General features: G+C 67.0%; 22 protein-coding genes. 10 read left to right on the top strand and 12 right to left on the bottom strand.

Annotated elements, in window-relative coordinates; genetic code table 11:
- The 3 genes from VD972_RS12220 to VD972_RS12210 form a co-directional block, all read left to right on the top strand.
- Window positions 1-261: transcriptional regulator (locus tag VD972_RS12220; RefSeq protein WP_324985675.1), on the top strand; the 261-nt coding region annotated here is incomplete at its 5' end.
- 134 nt (window positions 262-395) lie between these two features.
- Window positions 396-1,295 carry a fatty acid desaturase gene (locus tag VD972_RS12215; RefSeq protein WP_324985672.1) on the top strand — a complete coding sequence of 300 codons (900 nt, stop codon included), beginning with the start codon at window positions 396-398 and terminating at the stop codon, window positions 1,293-1,295.
- Window positions 1,296-1,375: 80 nt separating this feature from the next.
- Window positions 1,376-2,083 carry a helix-turn-helix transcriptional regulator gene (locus VD972_RS12210; RefSeq protein WP_414654052.1) on the top strand — a complete coding sequence of 236 codons (708 nt, stop codon included), beginning with the start codon at window positions 1,376-1,378 and terminating at the stop codon, window positions 2,081-2,083.
- A gap of 563 nt (window positions 2,084-2,646) precedes the next feature.
- Here VD972_RS12210 and VD972_RS12205 read toward each other — a convergent pair.
- The 11 genes from VD972_RS12205 to VD972_RS12155 form a co-directional block, all read right to left on the bottom strand.
- Window positions 2,647-5,205 carry a hypothetical protein gene (locus VD972_RS12205; RefSeq protein ID WP_324985666.1) on the bottom strand — a complete coding sequence of 853 codons (2,559 nt, stop codon included), beginning with the start codon at window positions 5,203-5,205 and terminating at the stop codon, window positions 2,647-2,649.
- Window positions 5,195-6,829 carry a hypothetical protein gene (locus VD972_RS12200; protein ID WP_324985664.1) on the bottom strand — a complete coding sequence of 545 codons (1,635 nt, stop codon included), beginning with the start codon at window positions 6,827-6,829 and terminating at the stop codon, window positions 5,195-5,197. Before VD972_RS12200 ends, VD972_RS12205 begins: the two co-directional genes overlap by 11 nt.
- A 23-nt stretch (window positions 6,830-6,852) precedes the next feature.
- The gene (locus tag VD972_RS12195; protein ID WP_324985661.1) at window positions 6,853-8,025 is read right to left on the bottom strand and encodes a hypothetical protein; all 1,173 of its coding nucleotides are present in this window, start codon (window positions 8,023-8,025) and stop codon (window positions 6,853-6,855) included.
- On the bottom strand, window positions 8,018-9,595 hold the full coding sequence (locus VD972_RS12190; RefSeq protein WP_324985658.1) for a class I SAM-dependent DNA methyltransferase: 1,578 nt from the start codon (window positions 9,593-9,595) through the stop codon (window positions 8,018-8,020). Before VD972_RS12190 ends, VD972_RS12195 begins: the two co-directional genes overlap by 8 nt.
- Before the next feature lie 24 nt (window positions 9,596-9,619).
- Window positions 9,620-11,995, bottom strand: coding sequence for an EcoAI/FtnUII family type I restriction enzme subunit R (gene hsdR / locus VD972_RS12185; protein WP_324985655.1), 2,376 nt, complete (start codon window positions 11,993-11,995; stop codon window positions 9,620-9,622).
- Window positions 11,992-12,228, bottom strand: a complete 237-nt coding sequence (gene mads1 / locus VD972_RS12180; protein WP_324985652.1) for a methylation-associated defense system helix-turn-helix domain-containing protein MAD1 — start codon at window positions 12,226-12,228, stop codon at window positions 11,992-11,994. Before mads1 ends, hsdR begins: the two co-directional genes overlap by 4 nt.
- Window positions 12,229-12,652: 424 nt before the next feature.
- Window positions 12,653-12,943: a hypothetical protein gene (locus tag VD972_RS12175; RefSeq protein ID WP_324985649.1), complete on the bottom strand. Its 291-nt coding sequence runs from the start codon at window positions 12,941-12,943 to the stop codon at window positions 12,653-12,655.
- 249 nt (window positions 12,944-13,192) lie between these two features.
- The gene (locus VD972_RS12170; RefSeq protein ID WP_324985647.1) at window positions 13,193-14,533 is read right to left on the bottom strand and encodes a hypothetical protein; all 1,341 of its coding nucleotides are present in this window, start codon (window positions 14,531-14,533) and stop codon (window positions 13,193-13,195) included.
- Window positions 14,530-16,797, bottom strand: coding sequence for a hypothetical protein (locus VD972_RS12165; protein ID WP_324985644.1), 2,268 nt, complete (start codon window positions 16,795-16,797; stop codon window positions 14,530-14,532). Before VD972_RS12165 ends, VD972_RS12170 begins: the two co-directional genes overlap by 4 nt.
- A gap of 43 nt (window positions 16,798-16,840) precedes the next feature.
- On the bottom strand, window positions 16,841-18,208 hold the full coding sequence (locus tag VD972_RS12160) for a hypothetical protein (RefSeq protein ID WP_324985641.1): 1,368 nt from the start codon (window positions 18,206-18,208) through the stop codon (window positions 16,841-16,843).
- A gap of 288 nt (window positions 18,209-18,496) precedes the next feature.
- A complete protein-coding gene (locus tag VD972_RS12155) occupies window positions 18,497-19,102 on the bottom strand; it encodes a phospholipase D-like domain-containing protein (protein WP_324985638.1) in 606 nt (201 codons plus the stop codon).
- 107 nt (window positions 19,103-19,209) lie between these two features.
- Between VD972_RS12155 and VD972_RS12150 the strand changes: the two genes are divergently transcribed.
- From VD972_RS12150 to VD972_RS12130, 5 genes are all read left to right on the top strand, one after another.
- Complete coding sequence (locus VD972_RS12150; RefSeq protein ID WP_324985635.1) at window positions 19,210-19,890, top strand: TetR/AcrR family transcriptional regulator; 681 nt, start codon at window positions 19,210-19,212, stop codon at window positions 19,888-19,890.
- A gap of 114 nt (window positions 19,891-20,004) precedes the next feature.
- Window positions 20,005-20,424, top strand: a complete 420-nt coding sequence (locus VD972_RS12145) for a DUF1622 domain-containing protein (protein ID WP_324985632.1) — start codon at window positions 20,005-20,007, stop codon at window positions 20,422-20,424.
- A gap of 78 nt (window positions 20,425-20,502) precedes the next feature.
- Complete coding sequence (locus VD972_RS12140) at window positions 20,503-21,102, top strand: hypothetical protein (RefSeq protein ID WP_324985629.1); 600 nt, start codon at window positions 20,503-20,505, stop codon at window positions 21,100-21,102.
- A gap of 109 nt (window positions 21,103-21,211) precedes the next feature.
- Entirely contained in the window at window positions 21,212-21,694 is a 483-nt protein-coding gene (locus VD972_RS12135) for a hypothetical protein (protein ID WP_324985626.1), read from the top strand.
- A gap of 244 nt (window positions 21,695-21,938) precedes the next feature.
- Window positions 21,939-23,957: a DUF7151 family protein gene (locus VD972_RS12130; protein ID WP_422653661.1), complete on the top strand. Its 2,019-nt coding sequence runs from the start codon at window positions 21,939-21,941 to the stop codon at window positions 23,955-23,957.
- 14 nt (window positions 23,958-23,971) lie between these two features.
- Here the strand turns inward: VD972_RS12130 and VD972_RS12125 are convergent, their stop codons facing one another.
- Window positions 23,972-24,640, bottom strand: coding sequence for a DNA-binding protein (locus tag VD972_RS12125; protein ID WP_324985620.1), 669 nt, complete (start codon window positions 24,638-24,640; stop codon window positions 23,972-23,974).
- Window positions 24,641-24,777: 137 nt separating this feature from the next.
- Here VD972_RS12125 and VD972_RS12120 point away from each other — a divergent pair, with 137 nt between their 5' ends.
- Window positions 24,778-25,635: a hypothetical protein gene (locus tag VD972_RS12120; protein ID WP_324985617.1), complete on the top strand. Its 858-nt coding sequence runs from the start codon at window positions 24,778-24,780 to the stop codon at window positions 25,633-25,635.
- 274 nt (window positions 25,636-25,909) lie between these two features.
- A partial coding sequence (locus tag VD972_RS12115) for an aldehyde dehydrogenase family protein (protein ID WP_324985614.1) occupies window positions 25,910-26,787 on the top strand: 878 nt, incomplete at its 3' end.

The following is a 26,787-nucleotide window of genomic DNA, read 5'->3' as shown; positions in this document are numbered from 1 at the left end:
ATCGCCACGGAAGTCTACGGACGTCTCGAGCGTGGCCACATGCTGCCGAGCGTGAAGACGCTGCGGCGGTTGTGCCTGGTGCTCAACTGCTCGTCGGACGTGTTGCTCGGAGTCGCCTCGGCGGAGAAGCCGTTGGCGGTGGCCGAGGATCCGCCCGAGTACGGCGAGCGTCCCGAGGTGCGGCGCGTGCTGCGCACCTTGCGGCGGCTCGAGCCCGCTCAGCTGCGGCTGATCAGCCAGGTGGCAGGCGCCATTCGCTGAGCTCCCCGCCTTCCCACGGTGGAAGGCAGGGCTTGCAGGAAAGTCGCTTCATCGCGCGGGGTCTTTCGTCTTTTCGCAACTGCTTGGCGCGAGGAAAGAAGCGACATGGGGCGTCAGGGGCGTACATCGCCCCCATGCGCCCCCCACAGACGACGTCCCCGACGCTGGACTTGCCGAACCTCGCGGTGCACGCGCTCTGGTGGGTCTGGTTTCCCGCCTTCGTGCTGAGCTGGGGCCACCTCGCGTGGACGGGGCGAGTGGGGATGCTCGTAGCAGGCTGGGCGGTGCTGTTCTGGAACTACGCCGTCCTGCACAACCACATGCACGTGCCCATCGCAAAGCCCACGGTGCTCAAGTGGGTCTTCTCGCGGACCCTGGGGCTCGCGTGTGGCTTCCCGTACCGGGCCTACTACCTGTTCCACTTCAACCACCACAAGTACAACGACGGGCCGGGGGACTGGGGGCAGCGTCACCCGGGCGAGGGCGTGCTGCACTACCTGACGCGCAACACGCTGCAGTCCTGGCTCTGGCCGTGGGAGCTCGTCGGCAAGGTGTGGCGGGCGACGAAGACGCGGACGCAGCGCCTGGAGCTGGTGCTGGACTTCGTGCTGGTGGACGGCACGCTGCTGGGGCTGCTCTTCTGGGAGCCGGCCCTGGGGCTGAGCTTCTGGGCCATGCTGCTGGCGGGGCAGTTCTGCATCTTCTGGCTCAACCTTGCCGCCCACTTCGAGGGGGATGCCAGCCGCAGGGACTCGCTGGCCGTCACCTCCACATCCAGGTTCTATAACTTCTTCTTCTTCAACGCGGGCTACCATCAGGCCCACCACGTCTGGCCCCAGATGCCATGGCAGGGGCTGCCGGCGGCCACGCGGGAGCTGGCGGTGTCGGCCCGCGTTCGTCCAACACTGCAAACCCCGCTCTCGCCGATCAATCCGTTCTGGGTGGCGCGGGTGATCCAGGGCTATTCTGCCGGGCCGTGCGACCGGCAGACGGAGTCGACGATTACCTCCGGGACCCCCTCGGCCGTTACCTGATCGGGGATGGGTTCCTGCATTGGTACGCCTCGGCGGACCTGTGCGGGTTCATCGTGTGGCAGCGCGCGGACGAGGTGTTCATCCGGCGGCTGGTGCAGGTGTTGGATGTGGAGCGGACGCCGCATGCGCCGCACCTGTCGCTGGTGGATCTGCGGCGGCTGGAGTCGCCGGATCCGTCGGCCTTCCACCTCTTCGTCAACTACATGCGGCAGCGGGAGAAGGACTTCGCCGTGTCGGTGAAGCGGCAGGCGCTGGTGCGGCCCGAGGGCATCATCGGCGCGGTGGTGGGCGGGTTCTACAGCCTGCTGAGCCCGTCCTATCCCAGCCGTGTCTTCACGGACTCGAACGAGGCGCTGGGGTGGCTGGGGCTGCCGGAGGCCCAGGGGGCTTCGCTGATGGCGGAGCTCAACCGGCTGGTGTCGGAGGCCACGAATGAGTCTCCGCTGCTGCAGCAGCTGCACCGTGTGCTGCGCCCGCGGCTGGTGGACGCGAGCCTGACGGACACCGCGCGAGAGATGGGCATGTCCGAGCGGACACTGCAGCGCAGGCTCAAGGAGGCCGGTACCTCGTTCCAGGCGGAGCTGAACGCGGTGCAGGTGCGCACGGCGCAGCAGCTCCTGATGGAGACGGACATGAAGCTGACGGCGGTGGCGGTGGAGGTGGGGTGCGCCTCGCTGCAGCACTTCAGCAGCCTGTTCCGCAAGCTGGTGGGCGAGTCACCCAGCACGTGGCGGGACCAGCAGCGCAAGCCGCAGACTCCACCCCAGGAGCGTCCCTCGGGCGAGTAGGGCCGAGCCCTCGCTCACGCTGAAGACGCAGGCCTGTGGGTCACCAGGTCCATGGTTCGAGTCAACGTAGGGGAGCCATTTCTTCCTCCTTGCGAACTTCGCAGCGAGGGTCAGTTAACGAAGCCCCCCCAGGTACATGCCTCGGGGGCTTCGTCTTTTCTCCCCTCATTTCCCGAGGGTTTGCGCGTCGGCGAGCGTCACACGCGCCGGGACAGCGTTCGCGCAGAGAGCGCCGCGAGCGTGAAGACGGGCGCGTCGAGGGCGCGCGGCACGGCGTTCGCGCTCTCTTCTCGTGCCCGCGGGGAGAGAGAAGCCGAGACGCGGTTAACAGCCGACCCGCCCTCTCCGGGACGGTGACCGGGCGATCAACTGTCCATGCGGGGGTGGGACTGTTGATCATCGGGGCGCTGTCCCGCGCGAGCGCCGAACGGCAGCCCACGTCGGCGCGTGGCGCGCCGAAGCGCCGCGTTGCGGGCATCGGTGCGGCTCGGCGCGACGGCGCGGACGTCGGGCGCGTGGCGCGCGCTGTTGCCCCCCGAGCGGCGCCAAGTGCGGTCCAGTTTCTAGCCCGCTGCGGTCGCGCTGGTCGTGCCCAGGTCCCACGCGAGCGTCGCAACGCGCGAGGCGAGGAACGATCGCTCCCCGTCCGTCGCGTCGGGCGCGAGCATCACAACCTTGCCGCCGTCGCTGCCAGGGCGAACGTCGAGCACGACACGGACGCGAGGCATCTCGCGGCTGTGAAGGACGACCAGATCGCCCGGGCGCACGCGGCGGCCCACCTGCCCGAGGCCATCCGGTGCAGCGGTCACAATCGCGAACGTCTCCAGTGCTGCGCGATGGACGCTCAGCCAGCGTTCGCCGTCGACGCGGAAGCGCGGCGTGCGTGCCACGCTCTCTTCGAGGACGTTCTGAGCGGTCGAGTCGTCGACGAGCCACGGGCCGAGAGCCGCCAGGAGTTGGACCGCGTACCACTGTTGGTCCTCAAGCCCCTCAAGCCCGCCGCGCTGTGACGCGACGGCGATATCGGTCTCGACGTCCCACGCGAGCCACGCGAGCAGGCCGACGACCATCGACAACTCCGCGAAGCCCTCGCCATCGGCCTCGGCCTCGGCACGAGGGGCAAGCGCCTCCGGTCCCCACGCCACTGCGAGGACAGCCGACTGGAATAGGTTCCACTCGTCAGCGCGGTCGACGAGCTCGTGGCGCATGCGCTTCCACTCGGGACGCTGCTCAACGAAGCGCAGCGTGCGGATGACGCCCAGCACCGCCGCCAACTGCACGATGCCGCGCCGCGCTCGATCCGGTGCATTGGCCAGCTCGAACTGCCCCTCCATGCGCTTGATGAGGCGTCGGACCTTTCCTCGACACGCCTTCGCCAAGACCTCGGAGTCGGGCGCTTCGCGCGCCAGCTCGCCGCCCTCTTCCTCGTCGGCGCCGATCTCCTCCTCCTCGCTTCGCGGGCGCGGCGAGGCGTTGGTCGGGAGCCCTTCACCGAGTCGGCGCATAAGCGCGTCGAGCAGCACGACGATGTCGCCGCTCGCGAGACTCCGCGTGCGTCGAGACGAACTCTTCCGCCCAGCAGCTTCAAGTGCCAACGAGACAGGCGCGGCCGCTGCCTCCTGGTCTGCACCGGCTGCACCGCCCGGGCGCAGCGGCGTCGTGCGGACCACGTCGTCGGAGTCGAAGATCACCTTCTCCGTGAGCTTGAGGAGCGCCTCGAGCTGCGTCGGATCTTCTTCGAGCGCGCCGAGCGCTTGGCGCAGCGCCTTCCTCGTGTCACCGCCGAGGTTCTTCGCGATGTCCTCGGTTCGGTGAATGATGACGAGCGTGTGCTCCTTCGCGGCGCGAGCCTCCAGGTAGCGGGCCCCATCGCGGACGGCGTCGGCGGCCTCGATGACGCCACCCTCGCGAGCGACTGCCCCGCCAAGCGGAGCGTCCAGGTCGCCCGCTCCATGAAGGACAAGTCCGACGTCGAGCGACTCCTGCGCAACGAAGCCCGTGGGCGTCGGCGTGGCCACGAGGATGCGACGAGGCTCCTCGGAAGTCGACGGCGGCGCTGCCTTCCGGCGCGCAGCGACCGCGTTCCATTCGGTCGACGTGACGGCGGGCGCGGCGAGAAGCGCCTCCATATCGAGGCGATCGGCTGCTTCCTTGGTGCGGTCGGCGACGACGGCCTCCGCGTTGCGCGCGCCGGGCGCCGCGAAGAAGGCAGCGACGCTCGGGTTCGCGCTGCCCGTGACGAGCAGCTCGTCCTGCTTGCTCGCGAACCAGAACACCTTCGCGTGCAGGTAGCGCGACGCCCCCTCGCGACGCTGCGGGATTTGGGGCACGCCTGCGATGTTCACCCACTCGACGCCTTCGAGCTTCGCGGCCTCGGCAGGATCGACCTCTACCGACGCTGGGTCGATACCGATGACGAGCCGCTTGGGCCGCATATCACGCTGGAGGCGCCGCACCATCGCGAGCGTCGGGTCGAAGAACGGTCCGCCGACGAACGCCGTCGTGAGGTCCTTCGGGATGAGCGGCGCGACCTGCGACCAGAGGTCAGCGCCCGCGCTCGACTCCGTGAGGAGCTGCCGGTCCTGCGGGCCGGTTCCGAGAGGGCCATCGAGCCAGGGGACCCCGAGCTTCACGCCCTCAAAGGCCTCGGCCACGTCGGCGAGCTGTGTCGGGACGAACTGGGCGAGGTAGTTGAACGCCTGTCGGAACGGGGCGCCACCAGCACGCAGCGCTGCGCCTTCGAGCCGGAAGACATTGGTGACCTCGTCGTTGAGCCCGAAGCCCGAGAGCGTGACGTTGTGGCTCCCGACGAGCAGCGAGCCCTTCGACTTGCCGAAGCGCAAGAACAGCTTCGGGTGGAAGGCGCCTCCGACCTTCACCGGGATGAGCGTGTAGTCGCGGCCCGCGCGACGGGGCCGCAGCTCCTCGACGGCGAAGGCCTCGGCGCAACGTGTGGCGTCGACCATCAGCACGTTGTGCGTGCAGCCCGCCGCCATCAGGCGCCGGAGGACGACCTCCTCGTAGAACGGGAAGTAGCAGCTATAGGTCGTGAAGACCGACGAGCGGAAGCCGCTCTCGGCGATGTGCTCGAGCAACGACGTGGACGCGAGCTCACCCGGCACGGCAGGCCTCCAGCTCGGTTCGGCCACGGTCGGTCAAGATCATCACGCCCTCGTCGTCGTACTCGACCAGCCCGAGGTCGCGGAGAATCTGCTGCGCCCTGCTGACGCGTGGTTGCGTGAAGACAGGCGCGGGCGCCTCGACCACGCGCAGCTCACCTTCGAGAGGCCGGATGCGAAACGTGTCGCGGCGCTCTCCACGCAGCTTGCGGAGCGCCACGCGAAGGTGCCGAGCGACGCCCCACTGCACCGCGAGCCAGCGAACCCACGCCTCGACGGTCAGCCCAGCCCACTCGGTCTTCGATGCGTGCCGCAGCGAGAGCAGGTGGACCTCACGCGGGTCGAAGTACTCCGGGTCGAGCTCGAAGTCCCCGTAGGGGTATTCGTCGACGCCGCGTGCGAGGAGCGCCAGGAGGATGGCGATGCTCTCCTGCGCGATCGCTTCGAGCTTCGTGTCGTCGTTGAGAGGCAGGTTCTGAAGGCGCCATCCGCGTTGAAGCTCGTGGTCCTCGTGCTGCCAGTCGGCGAGCGCGGGTAATTCGCCGCGAACGCGCGCGACGAGCGCGTCGAGCGGGAGCTCGAGGTCCGCGCCACGGGACGAGAGCAGTCGCACCGCGATCTCGGCAGCGTCGCTTGCCTGCCGGATGCTCTGCGCCTCGTCGCGCTCGATGGCGCGAAGAACGGCCGCGAACAGCCCCTGCACCGCGAGCGAGAGCAGCTCGTTGCGCTGGTACGTGCCCCAACCGCGAAGGACGCGTTCAAGCGGCTTGGCCACGTTCCACGCCGAGCCATCGACGAGCGCGCCGGTGTAAGCCCCGCCGCGGAGCAAGCCCTCGAAGGCGTAGTCGACATCGCACGCCGTCTGGCTCGAGAGGTCGAGTATCAGCCCCAGCGAAGCCCGTCGCGTCGTTCCGCCATCGCCCTGGAAGGGCTCGGTCCGCGCAAGGAACAGATCGAGCAGCAGCTCGTGCTCGGCGGTGTTGGCGGGCAGGCCACAAGGGCAGAACGCGACCAGCTCGTCGAGGTCTTCCCACGTCGTCGTCGGCTGTTCCAGCACGCGGAAGAACGCGTCTTCCGGGACGGCGCTCGCGAACGCCTCGGCGAGTTTCCGTCCGCGATCGTCGTCGTAGCCGGGGTAGCCAGCGCCCTGGTGATGGTCGAGCACGCGCAGATCACGAAGCGGGCCGAAGTAGTACTGGCCGAGCCCGCCGAGCTTGTTCTTGAAGTAGCGGTTCGGGCCTTCGAGCGTCGCGTAGTCCTCGAGGACGAACGTGCAGTCCTCCTCGATGCGCAGAAGTTTGTCGCGGCCGACCATGGCCCGGCCGTGGAGTCCGTCATCGTTGTCGCCGACCACGCGGGCGTGGCGGATCGCGACGAGTGCGAACAGGCACTCAGCGCGACGCAGGACACGGCGGAACTCGTCAACGGAGTGGTCGGTGTAGCGGCGCTCGAAGGACCAGAGCACCCACGGGTGGAACGAGTAGTAGCGCGCGCGGTCCGTGACGTTCGTGATGCCGGGGAGGAGCTGGCCGTAGAGCGCGATGCAGGGCGCCTGCACACCGAGGTGATCGAGACCTCGGATGGGCTCGGGCGGCTCCACCCACGCGACGGTCTCGACCGCTGCCATCTACGGTTCCCCCATCATCATCGTTAGCTCGCCGTCGCTCCATGGATCCCAGGCGCGAAGAGTCGCTGCACCAGGCTGGGGACCAACTGGCTCTGCTCCTCTGCTGCCGCCTTCTGCAATCGACGCGCGTGATCGACCTCTGCGAATAGGCGGTCGAACCACCGCTGACGGTCCACCGTCGGCACCGGTACCGGAATCGCCTGCAACGCCTTCGCGGTGAGCGTCCTGTTGCGGGCTGCGGTGCCGGGCGATGCAGCGTGAACCTTCTCGAAACCGTCTGGTGTCGTGAAGTAGTACCAGAGGAACGATGGCACCGCGCAGTCGCTCCGCGCCTCGCAGGTGAGCATCCGGTGGTTGCCCACGCAGTCGTCATCCTCGGGCTTGGCAACAGCGATGGCCTTCTCCCAAGCCATGATGTTGCTGAACACGAGATCGCCCTTTTTCACCCTGTAGAGGTCCTGCCAAGAAAACTCAGCGCCGACGACAGTGCGCCGCTGGAACGTGCCCTTGTAGAAGCTGCGGACACCCAGCTCCGTATAGGTGGATTCAGGATCGATGCTGACCTCACGCCGGACCACCGGTGCGACCTCGCCGAGAGGCATGCGTGGCGCTCCCTCCGAAATGCTCTGGTAGGCGCTCATCAACAGCGCACCGAGCTCGCTCTCGACGTTCGTGCGGATCTTCTGCGCCTCCCGGACGGCTCCTTGCACCGCATCAACGTGCGCGACGATTGCACGCTGCTCTTCCAGCGAGGGAGCAAGCACGCTGCACTTCAGGAGGTCATTGGGATGTAGTCGTCGCCTTCGAGCGTTCGTGCCCGTGCTCCCGCCCGAGAGTGACTTCCAAACTGCCGGCACGCCCAGGAGAAGCTCGAGGAACCGAGGAAGCAGTAGCTCAGAGTTGATGACGAACACGGGGAACTCTGGGGACACGACGCAGCCATCACACTCAGGCGGCACCACGCCGAACGCGCCCTCCCACGCCCCAACCTTCAGGTACACGAGTTCACCATGCTGAAGCCGCGTGACAAGCCGGTAGGAGAACTCCGACCCGGTCCTGGACTGGCTTCGAAACACGCCACGGCCGAACGAGTAGACGCCCGCGAAGTCGTAGGTGGCGCTGGCGTCAACAGCAACATCGGGTTTTCGGAAGCGCAGCGCCGACGCGAGAGGCAATCGCTTCCATTCGCTACCCATGCGTCACCTCAGCCAGCAGTCCCTTCACGCGATCCATGATGGCTGCAATCTGCAGCTCCTTGGTCCTGATGCTTTCGGCCAACGCTTCCGGCGGAAGCATCATCACGTCTTGGGCCGCCCGAGGGTTGCGTCGATCCAGGTTGCACCCAGCCGCGATGAGTTCTGTGGCCGGCACTCTCCACGCGCGGTCGGTCTCTTCGCGCTTGCTCCACCATGCACGACACTCGTCGAGTTCGGCGAGTTGGAGCGGCGCCGTCTTCGTGTAGTTCCTTCGCCCCTCGGGCAGCGCTTGCTCGTAGAACCAGACGTCCGTCGACGGCCCCGTGCGGTCGAAGAAGAGGATGTTCGTCGGAATGTTCGTGTAAGGCGCGAAGACTCCGTTGGGCAGCCGCACGATGGTGTGCACGTTGAACTCGCGGAGCAGCTCCTCCTTGATGCGTGCGGCGATGCCATCGCCAAAGAGCACGCCGTTCGGGACGACGACAGCCGCGCGGCCCGGCTTCGGCGCGCGCTTCAGCTTGCGCATGATGAGCTGGAGGAAGAGCAGCGCGGTCTCGGCGGTCTGCTTGTCCTCGGGGAAGTTCGAGAGGATGCCCCGCTCCTCCTCGCCACCGAACGGTGGGTTGGTGAGGATGACATCGACGCGCTCCTTGTCGCCGATCTCGCGCAGCGGCACCGCGAGGCTGTTGCCCGGCTCGATGCGCGGCGTCTCGAGGCCGTGGAGCAGCAGGTTCATCTGCGCGAGCAGGTACGGCAGCGGCTTCGCCTCATTGCCGAGGATGGTCCCCTGCTGAAGCTGGCGGCGCTGCTGCACCGTCTTGCACTGCCTCTCCATGTGCGAGTAGGCCTCGACGAGGAAGCCGCCCGTGCCGCACGCGGGGTCGAGCACCGTCTCGCCGATCTTCGGGTCGATGACGTCGACCATGAAGCGGACCACCGCGCGCGGCGTGTAGAACTCGCCCGAGTCGCCGGCTGCGTCGCGCATCTCCTTGAGCATCGACTCGTAGAAGTTGCCGAGCGTGTGGATCTCGTCCGACGACGTGAAGTGGATGCCGTTCATCTTGTTGATGACGTCGCGAAGCAGGTAGCCGTTGATCATCCGGTTGACCGTGCCCTTGAACACGGTCGCGATGACGTCGCGGCGATCGCCCCCCTCCGCGCCGCGCAGCCCACGCAGGTACGCAAAGAGGCCTGCACCCTTCGAGCCATCGGGACGCCGGCACTCCTCCTGGTTAATGAACGCGATCAGCTCGTCGCCCGTGATGCCGTCCTCCTTCGCGGCCCAGTCACGCCAGCGGTACGGTGACTCGATGGCGGGCTTGAATTTCTTGCCCGAGAGCTTCGCCTCCTCCTCACGCATCGACTCCATGTCGTCGAGGAACTTGAGGAACATGATCCACGTGAGGACAGGGATGCGGTCGATCTCGCCGCTGAGCCCCTTGTCCTTGCGCATGATGTCGCGCGAGGACTTGAGGATCGTCGCGAGGCGCTGTGCGGTCGTAGCGGGCGCAGCGCCGTTCGCGGCAGCTCCATTCCCGTTGGTGGTCGTCGTCTTCTTCTTTGCTGCCATCAGCTCGTTCTCTCGTGCGAGCCATTAGGCCGCGTAAAGGATGGTCTGCAACTCATGAATCGCCTCGCGGAGCTTCTCGGCGCCGCCGAAGTACTTGGCGATCTCGATGACGTTGCCGTGGTCGGAGATGGGCGGCACCTGCAGCACGTCGGGTAGGACGAACTGCGCGGTGCCGTGCTCCGCGTACTTCTCCAGCAGCTCCTCGAGGATCTGCCGCGCGAGCCCCGAGTGCTTTTCGAGGAACTCGCGCCGCTCCTTGCGGACGCGGTCGGCGCGCTCGCGGCGCGTCCTCAGCGGGGCGCTGTACGCGACGTGGCAGAGCAGGTCGACGGGGTCAGCGTCGGGCTGCGCCGTGACCTTGGTGAGCTCGTCGAAGTCGATGCCACGCTCGGCGAGGCGCTCGATGATGTCGGCGCGCTTCTCCGGGTCGGCCCACGCCTTGCGTAGCTCGGCCGCCGTCGGGAAGAGCGTGCGGACGCGCTCGGCCGTGTAGTCCGTGAACTGCACGACGCGAAGCTGCTTGCCCTCGGGATCGAGCTCGTAGACGAGGTGCGCCGCGACCTGCACCTGGCCGCCGTCGAAGTAGTACTTGCGGGGCTCGCCGTGTTCCTCGTCGTCGAGCGAGAGCCCGCCTCCGTAGGGCGGCCCGGGCGGCTCCGAGACCTTCATCGGCTCGGGCTCGTCGACCTTGTACGTCTCGGGCTTCGGCTTGCCCTTGTCGTCGATCTCCTCCTCACTCACGCGGGCGGGTTCGCCGTCGAAGTCCGGGTCAGCGAAGAGCGTCGTCGCCGAGCCGGTGTAGTCGAGGATGTTGAAGAAGAGCTTGCCGTAGTCGTCGCGCACGCGGGTGCCGCGCCCGATGATCTGCTTGAACTCGCTCATCGATCCGACCACGCGCACCAGCGCGACGTTCTTCACGGTGGGCGCGTCGACGCCCGTCGTGAGGAGCTGCGACGTCGTGAGGATGACCGGCGTCTGTTTCTCAAGCTCCTGGAAGCGGCTCAGGTGCCCGCGCCCGACGTCGCCCTCGTCGGCGGTCACGCGGCAGACGTAGTCGGGGTGCTTCTGCACGAGGTCGGCGTTCAAGTTCGAGAGCGCTCGCCTCATCTCGTCGGCGTGCTCCTGGTCGACGCAAAAGACGATGGTCTTGCCGTACCGGTCGGTGTTCTTGAGGAAGTCGGTGAGGTGCGCGGCGATGGCGTTGGTGCGCGCGCGGAGCGCGACGACGCGCTCGAAGTCCTTAGTCGTGTACTCGCGGTCGGGGATCTCTCGGCCCGTCCGGTCGGTCTCGCCGGCGTTCGGTCGCCAGCCAGCCGCGTCGAAGGTCGTGATGACCCGGTGCACGCGGTACGGCGCGAGGAAGCCGTCCTCGATGCCTTGCTTGAGGCTGTACTCGAAGATGGGCGCGCCGAAGTACGAGTACGTGTCGCGGTTGTCCTCGCGCAGCGGCGTCGCCGTCATGCCGATCTGGTAGGCGGGCTCGAAGTACTCGAGGATCTCTCGCCAGCTACTCTCGTCGCGCGCGCTGCCACGATGGCACTCGTCGATGATGATGAGGTCGAAGAAGTCCCGCGCGTACTCCTTGAAGAGGCTCGGGCGGCCCTCGCCACCAGCCAGCGCCTGGTAGATGGAGAAGTACATCTCGCGGCTCTTCACCGCGTTGCCGCCTTCGATCTTCGCGCGCGCGTCACCGAACGGCGCGAACATCTTGGAGTACGGATCGTCGACGAGGATGTTGCGGTCGGCGAGGAACAGGATGCGCGGCTTGCGGTGGTCTCCCGTGCGGTTCCACCGCGCCGACCACAGTTTCCAGCAGATCTGGAAGGCCACGAACGTCTTGCCCGTGCCGGTCGCCATCGTGAGCAGGACGCGATGCTGTCCCTGCACGACGGACTGCACGGCGCGGTTGATAGCGATCTCCTGGTAGTAGCGTGGCGACTTCCCGAGAACGTTGTAGCCCGGCGTGAGAAGCGTTTCGGCGGCTTTGTCCGTGAGCTTCTCGCTGCCGCGCAGCCGGGCCCAGAGCTCGGCTGGCGCAGGGAAAACGGTTAGCTCGCGCTCGAGCCCGGTGAGGAAGTCGAACTCGACGATGCCGTGGCCGTTCGTGGCGTACGCGAACTTGAGCCCGAGGACCGTCGCGTAGTCCTTGGCCTGCTGGAGCCCGTCGCTTGGCGACTTGTACGCGGCCTTGGCCTCGACGACCGCGATCGGGAAGTCACGCGTGTAGCGCAAGAGGTAGTCCGCGCGCTTCTGCGCCTGCCGCCGCGCCTTGTTCCCGACGACCACGATGCGCCCGTCCGTGAAGGACTTCTGCTCCGTGAGGGAGTGCGGATCGTTCTCCCATCCCGCCGCCTGAAGCTTCGGGACCACGTACTTCCGACACGTGTCGGCCTCGTTCATCTCCGGCCTCCCTTCCGCGTCGGCGCCTTGGTCTTCGTCGCCGGATGCTCCGGCGCGGCCAGGCCCTTCACCTGCGACCCCATCCACGAGTCGAGGTCCTGGCGACGGAAGCGCCACTGCCCGCGCACCTTGAAGCAGGGCAGCTCGGACTTCTGCGCCATCGTGTAGACCGTCTTCTCGGCCACCTTCAGGAGCACGGCGACCTCGGCGACGGTCAGAATCTCGTCGGCCATGACGACCGGCTCCTTGGGCAAGGCGTGGTAACGCATTCCAACCGTTGCCAGTGTATGGTGCAAGCTACGCACGCCACAAGAGGGCGGTGCGGCTCGCGAACCTGGCGCATGGACGCGCACACGCGAACTCGTCGAGACCAGGAGCGATCTCGGGCCCCACGCCGAGATGGTCAGGCCGGGGGAGTGGTGGCGGGTTCCTGTAGAGTTGCGCAGCGATGGACCTCGCCCTGATGCCAGAACGGAACCTCCTCTAAGCGGGCGCGCTGCCCTTCGGAGATCTCGTTCGAATCGCGACGCGCGAGGGACGGCGCCCACGCCCGATCTACCAGATTCACAAGTGGTTTGCGCGGCGCCTTGGGTGCTCGTTCCGCGCCGTCCTCGTCGGGGCTGTCTCGGAGCCGACCGCCGACTTCTGGAAGGCGTACTACGAGACCGCGAGCCTCCAGAGCTTCACGGTCCTGGACCCGTTTGTCGGCGGTGGTACCTCCGTCGTCGAAGCGGCACGACTCGGCGCGTCCGCGATAGGCGTTGACGTCGATCCGATCGCCTGCGCGGTCACCCCCGCCGAGCTCAGCGCCGCGACCCTCGAGGATCTGCTGCCGACCCTTCTCGCCCTGCAGGAGAAGGTCGGGAAGACGATCGCGGCATTCCACGCCGTGAAGGCCCCCGACGGCACGAAGCTCACCGCCGTCCACCATTTCTTGGAGCCCTTCATGAATGCCGCCGCCGTGCAGCGGCTTGAAAGTTACTTCCAGCGAATTGGGGAGGTGTTGGGGAACGAGAGCCGGCGAGGCTCTTTCGCCTGCCCATTGGCCTTCTCTCCCGCCTTCAACTCGGAGAGGCGACCCTCCCTGTACGCCCCGTACTCGCGCCAGAGCGCGGAGCCCTCGGGCACTCTGGGCGGAGGGGCCTCTAGCACGGGGCGGTAGCAGGAGTGAGGCTCCATGTCCCGTTTGAAGAGTGCTCAACCCCGGTGGCGCTCGGCCTCGCGATAGAATTGAGTGAGAGAGAAGTCCAGCAGGGACTGGCATGTACGCATGTAGCGGTGGGCTCGGAGGAACGGAAGCCAGACGCGGTTGCCGACGCGAACCTGCGCCTCCTCGAGTTTCTTGCGCGGTATCCACTGCCCGCCCAGGTTGCGGACCAGCACCTCGCCTAAATACGCGCCCACTGCTGGCACCGCGTGCTCATCGATGTTGCGTCGCTCAAAGACTCTCGGGAACTCCTCATGCCAGAACTGGTAGTCCACGTCCGTGAGGGACTCGGGCGTCTCTTTGAAGACCGAGGGTACCTTCGTGTGCAGGAGTGCTACGAGGTGCTCAGCAAGCAGGGAGTAGTGCTCACAGGCGGCCTGGGGGTCCATCACGTCCGAAGGCAGTGCAGTATCCGCGGGCAACCATTCGTCCGGCTCAGGGGGCTGGTACGTGTTGAATTCGGCAATCTTCCGCTGGCGCTCGTGGATGGCGACGCTGTCCACCACGCGACCAAGGAGGGGAGCCACATCCGGGTGGAAGTGGGGCTCCACGGGCGCGAGCGTGGCGCTGCGATCGCGCAGGCTGTTCAGCACGGTGTCGAAGCCGAGATCCGGCCGGAGATGGACGTGTGCACGGGCCTGGGCTTTTCGTGCCCCCTCGCTGGCGAAGTCCGCGGCGGTAGGCCATGTCACCAGGAGGATAGATCCATTAGGGAGTTCCTCCACCCGGTGGGCGGGCGTGGACATCATACGATCGCGGCCGACGGCTTCCACCAACCTCGGGCCGAAGACGTTGAGCCAGAACACCTCGTAGATCTTGTCGAATCCGTCTCGAATGGAGGTCTGCATATCGCGGCCAAAGAGGGGAGAGTCCGCCACCCCCCTGTCAGCCACGCTATGGGCCGCGGCATGGGCGACGGGGTAGCGGGAGGCCCAGGCGCGCACCATCTCCACGAATTGGCGGCAGCGCTCCACCTCCGCGAAGAAGGAGAGCGGTTGTACCTTGAGAGAAATGCCCAATCCAGGAGGAAGAGGCGGGAAATCGAGCCTGGGCCACAAATACAACGCTGGCCACTTCGTCCGGCCGAGCACGATGGACGTGCTCCTTTCGTCGCGCTCCTCCTCCAGTGCCTTCCAGACGGCGGCGCGGGAGTATCTACGTCGCCGCTTGCCCTCAACGAGGTCAGGCATCCACTCGCCTGCGTACTCTTCGAGTATCTGGAGAAACGGCTCTATCTCGCTCTCAAGTGCCGCCAGCGGGTCGAAGGCACCTTCGAAATCGAGCCGGAGGCTGTCGTCCGGCTTCAAGTCCCGCAACTGCAGCCGCTTCATTGGACTAGCACCTCCACCCCCGGAACCGCTTTCCGTGTCTCTTCCACGGCTGCCTTCAACACGTCTATCTCCGTTGGCTTGAGTTCGCCGCCCTCGTAGATGAGGCGGACCCTCCGAATCTGCACTTCAGGGCCAAGGTACTTGAGCACGCGACGGCGGATGTTCAGCGTCTCGCCATAGTACCGCAGGGCTTCGCTCGCGTCCGCCGTCATCTGTCTGGTCAGTGCCTTCTCTTCGAGTAGAGAGAGATCCCGGCTCTTGAAACTGAAGGACTCTACACGCGGCGGTTGGCCTGCGGGAGGTTGCCTCTCGATGACGAGGACGTCCGCGAAGCGCACGCCGGGTTGGCCCTCCTTCGCCACCCCCACACACGTCTCGATGCGCGGATCGACGAAGTCCCGGAGCCAGAACCGTTGCGCTCGTGGCAGCGCAGCATCCGCACGCAGCAGAGCCACCATGATCCTCTCGAACGCCATCCCTCGGGCGAACCACCCACGCAGCCGCTGGTAGCCCTCCCACTGCAGGGGCCCATTGGCCTTCTCTCCCGCCTTCAACTCGGAGAGGCGGCCCGCCCTGTACGCCACGTACTCGCGCCAGAGCGCGGAGCCCTCGGGCACTCCGGGCGGCGGGGCCTCCAGCACGGGACGGTTCTGCTCCAACCACGCCACGTCCACCGGAAGGCGCTCGCCGGGCGCCTCCAGCAGTTCCGCCCGCGCCAGTCTGGCGCGGACCACCTCCGGGGTGTGGCCCACGGATTCGTCCACCAGCGAGGCCAGACTGCCTGGAGGGCTCCGGGCTCCCGCCCTCTTCGGCGTGGCACCCGCTGCCTCCTCTGCCACGGCAGCCGCACTGCCGGGGCTCTTGCCTGCACCGGCTGTGGGCCGCGCAAGGCCGCGAGGCTCGGGGTTGGCTTGGGACAACCAGGCCTGCGCCCGCGCCACGTCTCCCCGCGCCTCATAGAGAGCCACGGCTGCGCGCTCGCCCCCTACGCCCACGAGGACGGCCGCCTCCCGCTGAGCCCGGAGGTACACAGCCAACTGCCCCACGCCCTCCTCCCCCAACTGCTCCCTCAGCCGCTCCACCACCTCTGCCAGGGCCTTCAGGCGCACCTCCAGCACCCGCAGCGCCCCCCAGCGCTGCACAGCGCCCGCGATCCCCCCGCTCTCCGAGAGGTAGCGCACGCCCTTGCCGCCAGCGTACAGGCTCACCAGCAGCGCCGCAGGCGCCAGCTCACGCGTGGCCTGCTCGTACTGGCCCTGCGTCAGCGTGTACACCCCATGCCCCGTCCCCACCGCCAGGTGGTAGAAGCCCAACGGCACTCCGAACGTCATATGGTCAAAGGTGCCCGGCGCCGCATGGCCCGGAGAGAAGTGCTCTCGGGTGAGGGCCCGCTCTGTCTCGTCAAAGGCCTCCTGGTAGGGCGGTGACAGGTGGGCTCGCACGCCGTACACCCTGGTACCTCCGGCCCCATCCGCACCGGGAATGGTAGCGCGCACGTCGTCGACGGCGCGGACCAAGCCCCGCCCCACGTCGCTGAGCTGTTCGTCCCGATCCGGGTAGTCCGAGGGCTTGAAGCCCCGCCGCTCCAACACCTCGCGCACAGCCTGCATCTGCCCCAGCGTCTGCTCCAGTTGCTTGTCCCTGGCCAACAGCACCAACAGCTCGCGCACCTCGTCATCGAAGGCGGTGTCGAACAGGAAGAGGGTGAGCACCTGGGCGTACGCCCCGTAGAGCCGGTGGGCATTGACGAGGAAGGAGAAGCGCTTGAGTTGGAGCACCTGCGCGGCCGGGTTCTCCATGGGCCCCAACGCGCCGAGCCTCACGGCGGACCAGTCCCCCAGCTTCTCCACCAGCCGGGGCATGTCCACCCGGCGCTGCAACGCGAGGAACTCCGCGGGCGAGGCGCACTGGAAGAAAGGTGCGAGCAGTTCTTCGTCGAGCCAGGAGGAGTAGTCCGGCCAGCCTTCCGGCACGGCATGGCCCCCGCAGGAGAGTGGGCCTTGAGAAGTGGGCTGCGCACCGGCCGCTTGGCGCTGGGCCATCTCCTCCGGGCTCACCAGGGCCGCGTCCGTGAGCAACCTGCGCTCGCTGTGGCGCCGGTACAGCCGCACCTCACTGCGTTTCGAGGCGACCTCGGAGGCAGCCGGAGCCTGGGGCTCCTCGCCCACCTTCTGCCTCAACGCGGGCGCGGCACGCAGGCCATGGCTCGCGCTGTCGCCTGGGCGGGGCGAGGCCGACAGCGTGGCGCATCCAGTCCAGAGCACGGCTGCTCCCAGGAGCAATACCCCCCGCCTCCGCCTCGATCTCTCAGCGCGCATTGTCTACCCCCAACCCGAAGGCCGCGAAGGCTCCCGAGCGCAGTTCCCCCTGCGCTGTCGGGGACAGCAGCGTGCCGATCTGCCCCAGCGCGTAGAGCCTCCCAGCGAAGCGCCAGCGCACCTGCCCCGCGTACACCTGGCGCGCCCCCGGCTGGCCCAGCCCCAGCGCCAGCCCGCTCACCGCCACCTCGAGGCTCCGCTCGGCCAGCTGCACCGCCCAGCGCCCGTCCACGTCCACGCGGCCCCAGTCGAATACCTCCACGCCCAGCGAGAGGTGCAGGTGGCGCTGCAGCAGCCCTCCCAGCCGCACCCCATCCCAGCCCACCACTGCCTCCCCGTACGCGGAGAACCCCTCCGGGAAGGGAGCCTGCGCCACCGGCAGCCCGGAGGAGCCCACCGCGCGCCAGCGCGACAGCTCGTAGTCCGGACCGAAGTAGCCCTGGCGGAAGCCCCCGCGCTGGGCTCGCGCCTCCAGCCGTACCTTCATGTCCAGGGTGTGCCTCACCACGTCCGCGCCCACTCCCACCACCGCGCCCCAGGCGCCTGCCTCCCTCACCCGCTCGCCCCAACCGCCCAGCACGTGCAGCTCGAAGCCTGGGCGCACCACCACCACCGCCGTCCCATCCACGTGCACCAGTGTGACTTGGGGCGACACCCCTTCAGCCCTACCCCAGTCTCGCACCACGGACAGCCCCACCATGTACCGGCCCGGCTCTCGCGGTGCGCCGCCGAGCAGGTGCTCCACATCCACGTCCGCTTGCGCTCCCGTCAGGCGCGCCCCCAGCACGTCCGAGGTGAAGGCCTCCACGTACAGCGGAGCCAGCCTTGCCGTGAGGGAGGCTCCCGCCGGGTGGTAGTCCGGGTGGGCTCGGTTCGAGTAGCGCCGCACCAAGTGCCCGGACACCAAGCTGTAGTCCTCCAACTCCCCCACCCACAACCCCACTCGGGAAGCGTCACTGCCCAGCTTGAGCGCCCGCACCACCTGCCCCCAGTCCGACAGGCTGTCCCAGTCCTCCGTCCTCACCCGCCCCGCTCTCGTCTCCCCTCCCCACAGCCTCACCCGCACCGCAGCGCCCACATGCAGGCCCCACTCCGCTCCGTCATCCACCACCAGCGCGGGGCTCAGCTGCGTGTAGCCCACATGCTCTCCCGCTCCTCCCCGTGGCAGCAGCGCCAGCGTACTGGCCTCCAGGCGGATGAGGGAGTTCCACCGTCCGGCCTCGCGAGCTTCCGTGGGCGGTGCGTCCGCAGGTGGCACGACCTTGGCCGCGGAAGCCGGAAGCCACGCTCCATCGGCCGACTCCCCAGCTCCAGGGGCCTGCGTCAGCAGCAGCACCACCACCCAGGTGAGCGTCATGAGGAGTACCTCGCAGTCGGGTGCACAACCTCGGAAAGCTCCGGCGGGACCGAGTCGGTCCCGGCGCAGTCGCCGACGGCCTCTGCCGGCGCAGCGACCGAGCCCTGGAAGGAGTTCGAGAGCACGTGCACTCCTCTCGGCCACTCAGCGAGCCTTGGGATTCGCAGCCAGGCTCTTGGGCCCCCACTCCATGTTGCCCGACCTGGGCGCCTTTCTTCCACCTGTCTGCGGCGTCACGATGGTGCGTTCGCCGTGGACGGCGATGCGGTCACCAACTGTTCATGACCGTCAGCGTCGGAGGCGCCGGGCATGCCCCAGGCGGATGCCATCGGATGCCCGCCTCTTCGCCACATCAGAGCCTGCGGGAAGGATGGGATCCGGGCAGATCTGACGCAGCCGGCAGCCTCGGCACTCGGCCCCGCTCCACACGGCCTGGTACAGCGCGGTGACGCGGTCGATGACGTCGAAGTCCTCGGTGACGAAGCCCAGCTCGAAGTTGCGCGTGTCCTCGCCCTTGGCGCCGAGGCCCGCGCCCGTGAGGTTGGCGCTGCCCACGTAGGCCCAGGCTCCATCCACCACCACGGCCTTGAAGTGCACGCGCGGGCACACCTTGAGTTCCAGGCCTCCGCGCACCAGGCGCTCGCGTGAATCGAACGCCTCCCGGAACGGCCGGCTGGGCAGCTCGGCGTGCAGCAGCCGCAGCGCCACTCCGCGCGCCGCCAGCGCGTCGAACAACTCCAGGACCGGGGCGAACTTCCCGCCCTGCTCCACGAACATGGCCTTCACGTTGGCCGTGGCGATCCACACGGACTCGCGCGCGTGCGCCAGCTTGGCCAGCACCACCTCGCGGTAGAGCGCGCGGCCCTGGAGCAGCTCTGCCTGCAAGGTTCTCATCACCAACCTACACTATCTCACATCCACCTCCCCAGCGAATCCCCAGCGAGCCTTGGGAATGACCAAGGGTCATTGACAAACCGCTCTCCTCGCTCCATGGATGACTCATGGTCAGCAACGGAACGGCGAAGGCGAAGCGGGCTCTGCCCTTGAGAGCGCGCAAGGACGAGGACAAGGAGGCGCGGCGGCAGCTCATCTTGGAGGAGGCACTGGCGCTGTACACAACCACCTCCTACACGGAAGTGAAGATGGCGGATGTGGCGGAGCGGGCGAAGCTCGCGAAGGGGACGGTGTTCCTCTACTTCCCGACGAAGGAGGCGCTCTTCCTGGCGATGCTGGAGGAGCTGCTCTTCGCGTGGTTCGTGAAGCTGGAGGGGCTGCTGAGCAGCAGTGAGGGCCGGTGGACGGGGACGCGGGTCGCGCGCACGGTGGCCGAGTCGCTGGAGGGGGAGGAGACGCTGACGCGGCTGTTGGCGCTGCTGCAGACGGTGCTGGAGCAGAACGTCACCGTGGAGCAGGTGCGCGGCTTCAAGGAGCGGCTGTTGGAGGCGATGGGGCGCGCAGGGGTGCTGGTGGAGAAGCGGCTGGTGTTTCTGAAGCCGGGCGAGGGCGGGCGGTTCTTCATCCACCTGCACGCGCTGGTAACGGGGCTGCGGCAGATGGCGGACGTGGCGCCGGTAACGCGCGAGGTGCTGGATCTGCCGCACATGGCGCCGCTGCGTGTGGACTTCACGCAAGAGCTGACGGTGGCGCTGACCACGCTGCTTCGCGGGCTCGAGGCGCGCTGAGCTCCGCGGCCGCGGCAGGCGAGCCGCTTGCCAGCTCGGAGGGTCCCCAACCATCCAGCCATGCCAAGAGGGCTTGTGCCCTCGGCGAAGCCTAGCTTGAGCGCTGGGGAGCCCATGACGTTCGGAGAGTGGATAGCACTGGGCGGGCAGCTGATGGAGGGGGTGGGGGTCAGTGTCATGATCCTCGGCGCCGTCCTCTCGGTGGTCTTGCTGGGGGTGCGGCGACGGCGACGTGTGGCGGGCCTCTACCGGAAGTTCAGGCAGGACCTGGGTCGGGCCATCCTGTTGGGGCTCGAGTTCCTGGTGGCGGCGGACATCATCCGCACGGTGAGCGAGGAGCCGACCCTGCGAGGGGTTGCGGTGCTGGGGATCATCGTGGTCATCCGAACGTTTCTGAGCTTCACGCTGTCCGTGGAGCTTGAGGGGCGCTGGCCATGGCAGCGCGGGCTGGAGCACGAGGAGCCACGGAAGCCAGCAGCGCTCCCCTCCAAAGTGTTCACGGCACCCCAGAGCGAGCACCACGCGGACCACTGATTCCCGCGCCCACGAGGTGCCCAGCCTCTATCGAGGGGATGGCTGTTTCACGTACATATCGAAGCGCCATCACCGACCATGACCGACCTGACCGAGCAGGAACTCATCCGGATCGTCCACCGCTACTACCCCACCGGTTCCTTCGCGGTGTCGGACAGCTACACCCAGGAAGTCCCACCCTACACACGAACCGCCGAGCACCAGCGCTGGATGGAGGCCTGGAAGCAAGCCATGGAGTGGCCTGCGTGGGACTCCCTCTTGGAGGAGTTGGACATCGCGCTCGGGAGCGCGGGTGATGTGACCCAGCCCTATATGGCGGCCTGCCGCCGCTGCTCCAGGTCTGAGAAGCAGCCCCTGCCGGACGGAGCACAGCTCGTTACTCGCGCGATAGCCGCTGTGAGCGTCCTGGCCCCCCTCTATGTCACGTACTGCATCACGGAGACCGTCGGTCCTCGCAGTGAACCCCTCTTCCATCATTTCTCCTTCGAGCCAACGGACGACGTAAAGCCCCACTTCGTCACGCTCGCTCGTACCATCGAGCGGGTTCTGGGGTACCGGCCCTTCCCCCTGCATTTGCACAACGTTCTCGTCCCTGAAGTCTTCGTGCCCCATCTGGGCGGCGAACAGGCCACGCTGCTCTACGCTCTCTTCGACAAAGAACTCCACAACCTGCCGTGAAGGTCGGCGCCGGGGCTCGCCCTGCGCACCGTGCACGCCTACCATTGCAGGAATGAGAGATGCGCCGTCACGGAACTGGCCCCTGCTCCATGTTCTGCTCACTGTCGTGATGGCAGTTGCTGGGGTGGGATGCACCCATGGGCGGCCCGGCAACACAGTGACAGGGCGCATTACCCCGGAGCATTTCCAGTTCACGACAACGGTCAAGCCGCCGCGCCAGAAGGAGGAAGATGGTGGATGGCGTGCCGTCTGCATCCATGCCCAGACCACGATGGGGGACTCAGGCGCCACCACCGTGTGCAAGTTCGAGGTCGGCGTGCCGATCCGCACGAGCTCTCAAGGCGAAATCCCCCTTGAGGATGCCCAAGACGCCGCAGCGGACATGGCCAACCGCGCGGCATTCCGTGTCCTCTCGGAGGCCCACCCTGGTGACATGCTGGCGGAGCTCTGCATCCGCTTCAAGGTCACCTACGAGTTCATGCTGAGAGAGAAGATCAAAGGGTCCCGGATCGGCGAGTGCCGGAGCCTGGGCATCAAGACGGTTCCCTTCGGCGTCGTTATTGACCCAGCAGCGATTCCACCCGCGAAGTGATCTCGACATGGCGGCGCAGGCAATGCGTCCACGCCCCAGAGGAGCGGAGACCTGACATGGATGACAGGTACTCTCTCAAAGGCTACTTCGAGCCCAGAGGAGAGAGCGCCGTGCTCCTTTGGTGGTACAGCCCCGCTCCCACTCCCCACGTACCGTGACCGGGTACTGACGCTCGGGTTCTACCAGTCCGTGGGTGTTTCCCAGGTCCGTGGGCGGACGCGAGCTTCTGGGAGGGTTCCAAGCCATGACGATGTGGATGCGGCTCAGTGGAGGGATGTTGGGGGTGCTGCTTGCTGCATGTGGCTCTGCTGGGGAAGAAGGGCGCCCGGGGGAGGATGGGGAGAGCGGCAAGGCTTCGCTGATCCGGTTCGTGGACGAGCCACCCGGGACCCACTGTCCTCATGGAGGCACGGCCGTGAAGTCCGGGCTCGACACGAATGGCAACAGCACCCTGGAGGACAGTGAGGCCACCAGCACCGCATACACATGCAACGGGCCTCCCGGTGGGGCCGCCGCCAGGGCGCTGGTGAAGTTGGATCCCGAACCCTCTGGAACTCACTGCGCCCAGGGAGGCACCCGGGTCAACAGCGGACTGGATGCCAACGACAACGGCACGCTCGATCCCGCCGAGGTGACGAGCACTTCCTATGTCTGCAATGGGACCTCAGGGAGTTCAGGAACCCCAGGGGCCCAGACGCTGGTGCGGTCGGCACCCGAGCCAGCGGGTAGCAATTGCGCCCATGGGGGCACCGCAGTGCAGAGCGGGCTGGATGCCAACCATGATGGCGCGCTGGATACGGCGGAGGTGGCGAGCACGGCCTACGTCTGCAACGGGGCTGCGGGCACCCCAGGAGCCCCGGGAGCCCAGGCGCTGGTGCGGTTGGATCCAGAACCTCCAGGTGCCAACTGTGCCCAGGGCGGCACCGTGGTGCGCAGTGGTCTGGACACCAATGGGAACGGAACGCTGGAGGCGAGCGAGGTAGCCCAGACCCGGTACGTCTGCTCGAACCAAGCGCTCTACCCAACGGGCTGGGCCGCTTCTGCGCCGAGCTACAGCTCGGGCGATCTCCCTCCCTCCCTCTGGCACTCCTCTGGGCGCAAGGTGAGCATCCTCAAGCTGAGCGCTGCATCACGGCTCAAGATCACCGTCTCCGACAATTTGGGCGTGGGTATCGGCGTCATTGATGGCTCTGGCTACTACGCCATCAGGATGAACGGCGGCTACATGTCGCCAAACTGCCATCAGCGCCAGCGCATCTGGAATGCGCGCGATTGGTCGAACACGTACTACTTCCCCTTTGCGACGGTGTGCCTTACGGACGTGCTGCCCGCGGGCCTGTATGAATTCGAGACGTGGGCGTATTCACATGCCGGTGCAGCGCACGTGGGGGCTGGCCTCTCCCAACCTCTCGTATTCGTGGAGGAGCTGCTCCCGACAACTAGGTATGGCGCCTCCACCACGGGAGGCGAGTCCGCGACCTCGAGCAGCACCTACCAGAAGGCGTCCGGGCGCACCGTCAATTACACGAAGCAGGACGCGAACACCCTGCTCAAGGTGACGCTCGCCGACACATTCAGGAGTGCCTACAACCAGAATGGAGGGTGGGGTACGATCATGATCCGGATGGATGGTAATAACACCAGCTGTTTCACCGGCCAGCATGATGCTCAGGGCACAGGCGGTAACTTCCATCACCCTATCGTGATGACCTGTGTGCTGCCGGCTGTGGCGACGGGAGCCCATACCTTCGATGTCTGGATTCGCTCAGACACTGGTAGGGATACACACCTGGGCTGGGAACGCTCCTACCCGCTGCTAATGGTCGAGGAGGTCGAGAACCAGAAGCTCACCTACAGCAATAGCAGTTCCGAGAGTGAAGAACTGAGTGGCGACTGGGAAGGAGTAGAAACCCGCCAAGTACAGCACACGGTCAGTGCGGCAGGAAAGGCGGTCCGCGTGACCTATTCGGATACGTTCCGTGGAACGTTCAACTGTGGTGCCCAATGGGGCTATTATCAGTTGTATGTCGATGGCCAGCCCACGTACTGCTATAATGGTCAATACTCGTACAACTCCGGGTCCACCGCCCACGATCACCATCATCCCGTCAACCAGACGTGTCTCGTGAAAGGGCTGACTGCAGGCCCACACACTTTCGCTATCTGGTCCACGACCCGGCATTGGGATGGCACTGCCTGCGGCACCAACCGCTTTGGTTGGAACCGTGGCCAGAACCTCCTGCTGGTGGAAGAGCTGCCGTGAGCCGGCAGCGGTGATCACTGAACGGTCAGGTCTGAGGGCTGCCGCGGCGCCACCTCGTAGGTGGTCTCGTACTGCGCGGCCAGCCCCACCACCGTGATGCGCTGGCCAGCACTCAGGGCCTGCAACGCGGCCTTGTCGAAGCCCCCGGACACGTGGACGAACACCTGGACCTCGCCCGTCCCATCGTTGATGTAGAGCTTGTAGCCGTAGGGTGAGTCATCCTGGAAGGTCTGGGTGATGTTGCCGCTGACCTGGATCAGCTGTCCCTCGACGGACTCGTTGACGGCGCCCGTGCCCACGGTCTTGGCGGACACCTGCTCAGTGCCCCCGAGCAGCTTCACGCCCGCGGGCTCGGCCTTCAGGATGCGCAGCTGGTTCTGCTCGTCCAGGATCCCGGTGACGCGGACCTTGGCTCCCAAGCCGAAGGTCTGCTTCTCCGCCATCTTGACGTAGAGGCCGCCCGAGGAGTCCTGCACGGCGAAGCCCTCGTCGCCCAGGGCCGACTGGAACGCTCCAGGAGAAACCGAGACGAATCCCTCGATGGTCGCCTCTGTACCGTTCCCCTGTGCGCGGACCTCGGTGATGGAGGGCGTCCCGCCACAAGCGGGCAGCAGAACGGTGAGCGCCGCGGCGAGGACGGCCGAGAGCCCTCCAGTGTATCGGGGGAGACTGCGAGCGGACATTCGGAGAGAAGAGTTCATATGCGCGGTCTGCCATGGTGGCGGACCCCAGACAAGACGGGTTTCCCAGAAGCGCTAACGTTTTCCGCGCGAACCGGGCAGCGCCTCTACGTCAGACTGGCGGCCTTCCTGGAGGAAGCATGCGTCTCATCGTCACGTCCGTGTTTGCCCTCGCCCTCACCGCCGCGCTCATGTCGAGCCCCTCCCTCGCCGGAGGCACCCCCACGAAGTCAGGCTCGTCAGCGGAGAAGCCTCCTTCGAAGAAGAAGGGCTCCAACGACGCGCGCGCCACGACCCTCACCGAGGCCTGGCACCTGCTGCCGCAAGCCAGCGGACAGCGCTGCGGCGACGATCTCTCCTTCGACTACGGTGAGAGCGGAGGCATGCGGAACTTCTTCTGCCGCTCGCTCTCGGTCATCTCCTGGAAGACCTTCCTCTCGCTTGCGCCGGTCAAGCCCTTCAGCTCGGGCCCCCATAAGGATGGCAAGCTCGACCTGAACAACCGCAAGGACTTCGGCCGCTATGATCCCGCCTTCGTGAAGTGGGCGGTGACCGCGCTCGTGCCCGCCGCGACGGATCCAGCGCTGCTCGAGGAGACGCAGCCCATCTATGACCGCTCAGTGAGTACGCTCGCCCGCACGTACCACAGTGTCTGGCGCGCTCTCTCGGCGGACCCGCGCTGGGTAGAGACCGAGCGCAAGGCCTACGTCGCCGCCGCAGCCAAGGGAAAACTCGATCCGTTCGGCCCAACGCTCGACCTCTACCACGACGTGCTCGGCACCTCGGATGACAACTGGGGCGGCAACGATCCGAACCACGTCCGCTCGGCGACGGCTTGGTGGCTCCGGCGCTTCCACGACGGCACCGCGCCGCTCTGGGCCGAGGGCCTCGAGCGCCTGCTCACGACGTACGACAGCGAGTGGCTGGCCTCCGCAAAGGAGACGACCCCGCGGCCCTTGCCCGCGCGGCTGACGAAGACCGTGCCCGAGTACAAGTAGCGACTGGCGGCATTCCCCAGCCCTGTATTCTGCCCCGCCTTGATCACCTCATGGGCCTGAGCCGCCGCCCCCCCTGCTCTCAGGGGTGCGACTCCCTGGGTGGGGTTTCCCCCGGCTTTCTGTGAGGCCGGGCACACGGTGTTGGTCAAAGAAGGACGGGACAGGGCGAAAGAGGTTGCTGTCCCCCCTGAGTCGTAGCTCAAGTAAGCGGCTCGTACGGGAAGACGGGGAGCCTTGTGAGCGTTGGAGGCTCCCGGACACCAGGAGAGCAGGCATGCGCCTCGTAAGCACGGAGCAATTGACGGAGCTTCACCGTCCGCTGGAAGACGCCTTCGACCGGCTCCGAGCACGCCGCTGGGAGCAGGCCCAGACGACCGCCAAGGAGCGGCTCGCACGGCTAGAGCGGCTGAAGGCGAACCTCCTCAGCCGCCGCGAGGCGCTGGCGGAGGCCCTCTTCGCGGACTTCCGCAAGCCTCGGGCCGAGGCGGAGAGCACCGAGATGCTGCCCGTGCTCATGGAGCTGGCGCACACGGCGAAGCACCTGAAGTCCTGGATGAAACCCCGGAAGGTAGAGACGCCCCTGCTGCTGGCCGGCACGAGCAGTGAAGTCCGCTCCGAGCCCAAGGGCGTCGTGCTCGTCATCGCCCCGTGGAACTACCCGTTCGCGCTGGCAATCTCCCCGCTCGTCACCGCCGTGGCAGCCGGCAACTGCGTGATGCTCAAGCCCAGCGAGAAGACCCCGCACACGGCGGCCTTCCTCGAGGCGCTCGTGCGGGACACCTTCGATCCCTCCGAGGTGACGACGGTGCAGGGCGGCCCGGACGTAGGGGAGGCGCTGCTACGGCTACCGTTCGACCACTTCTTCTTCACCGGCGGCCCGCGCGTGGGCCAGAAGGTCATGACCGCGGCGGCGCGGCACCTGGCGGGAGTGACGCTGGAGTTGGGCGGCAAGTCCCCGGTAGTCGTCGACGCGACGGCGGACGCGAAGACGGCGGCCGAGCGCGTCGTGTGGGGCAAGTTCCTCAACGCGGGGCAGACGTGCATCGCCCCGGACTACGTCTTCGTTCATGCCTCGAAGGAGGAGGCGTTCCTCTCCGCGGCGAAGGAGGCTCTGGAGCGCTTCTACGGCAAGACGGAGGAGGCGCGCCGGGC

Origin of the sequence: Hyalangium sp., assembly GCF_035629615.1 — a bacterium.
In the GTDB taxonomy this organism is placed as follows: domain Bacteria; phylum Myxococcota; class Myxococcia; order Myxococcales; family Myxococcaceae; genus Hyalangium.
This window is presented reverse-complemented; position numbering and strand designations above follow the sequence as displayed.

Excerpts from the sequence above, each read along its gene's own strand:
- VD972_RS12215 (WP_324985672.1), top strand. The coding sequence starts at position 396 with ATGCGCCCCCCACAGACGACGTCCCCGACGCTGGACTTGCCGAACCTC.
- VD972_RS12200 (WP_324985664.1), bottom strand. The coding sequence starts at position 6,829 with ATGGCAGCGGTCGAGACCGTCGCGTGGGTGGAGCCGCCCGAGCCCATC.
- VD972_RS12195 (WP_324985661.1), bottom strand. The coding sequence starts at position 8,025 with ATGGGTAGCGAATGGAAGCGATTGCCTCTCGCGTCGGCGCTGCGCTTC.
- VD972_RS12190 (WP_324985658.1), bottom strand. The coding sequence starts at position 9,595 with ATGGCAGCAAAGAAGAAGACGACGACCACCAACGGGAATGGAGCTGCC.
- hsdR (WP_324985655.1), bottom strand. The coding sequence starts at position 11,995 with ATGAACGAGGCCGACACGTGTCGGAAGTACGTGGTCCCGAAGCTTCAG.
- mads1 (WP_324985652.1), bottom strand. The coding sequence starts at position 12,228 with ATGGCCGACGAGATTCTGACCGTCGCCGAGGTCGCCGTGCTCCTGAAG.
- VD972_RS12175 (WP_324985649.1), bottom strand. The coding sequence starts at position 12,943 with ATGAAGGGCTCCAAGAAATGGTGGACGGCGGTGAGCTTCGTGCCGTCG.
- VD972_RS12170 (WP_324985647.1), bottom strand. The coding sequence starts at position 14,533 with ATGAAGCGGCTGCAGTTGCGGGACTTGAAGCCGGACGACAGCCTCCGG.
- VD972_RS12160 (WP_324985641.1), bottom strand. The coding sequence starts at position 18,208 with ATGACGCTCACCTGGGTGGTGGTGCTGCTGCTGACGCAGGCCCCTGGA.
- VD972_RS12155 (WP_324985638.1), bottom strand. The coding sequence starts at position 19,102 with ATGAGAACCTTGCAGGCAGAGCTGCTCCAGGGCCGCGCGCTCTACCGC.
- VD972_RS12150 (WP_324985635.1), top strand. The coding sequence starts at position 19,210 with ATGGTCAGCAACGGAACGGCGAAGGCGAAGCGGGCTCTGCCCTTGAGA.
- VD972_RS12145 (WP_324985632.1), top strand. The coding sequence starts at position 20,005 with ATGACGTTCGGAGAGTGGATAGCACTGGGCGGGCAGCTGATGGAGGGG.
- VD972_RS12140 (WP_324985629.1), top strand. The coding sequence starts at position 20,503 with ATGACCGACCTGACCGAGCAGGAACTCATCCGGATCGTCCACCGCTAC.
- VD972_RS12135 (WP_324985626.1), top strand. The coding sequence starts at position 21,212 with ATGGCAGTTGCTGGGGTGGGATGCACCCATGGGCGGCCCGGCAACACA.
- VD972_RS12130 (WP_422653661.1), top strand. The coding sequence starts at position 21,939 with ATGACGATGTGGATGCGGCTCAGTGGAGGGATGTTGGGGGTGCTGCTT.
- VD972_RS12125 (WP_324985620.1), bottom strand. The coding sequence starts at position 24,640 with ATGTCCGCTCGCAGTCTCCCCCGATACACTGGAGGGCTCTCGGCCGTC.
- VD972_RS12120 (WP_324985617.1), top strand. The coding sequence starts at position 24,778 with ATGCGTCTCATCGTCACGTCCGTGTTTGCCCTCGCCCTCACCGCCGCG.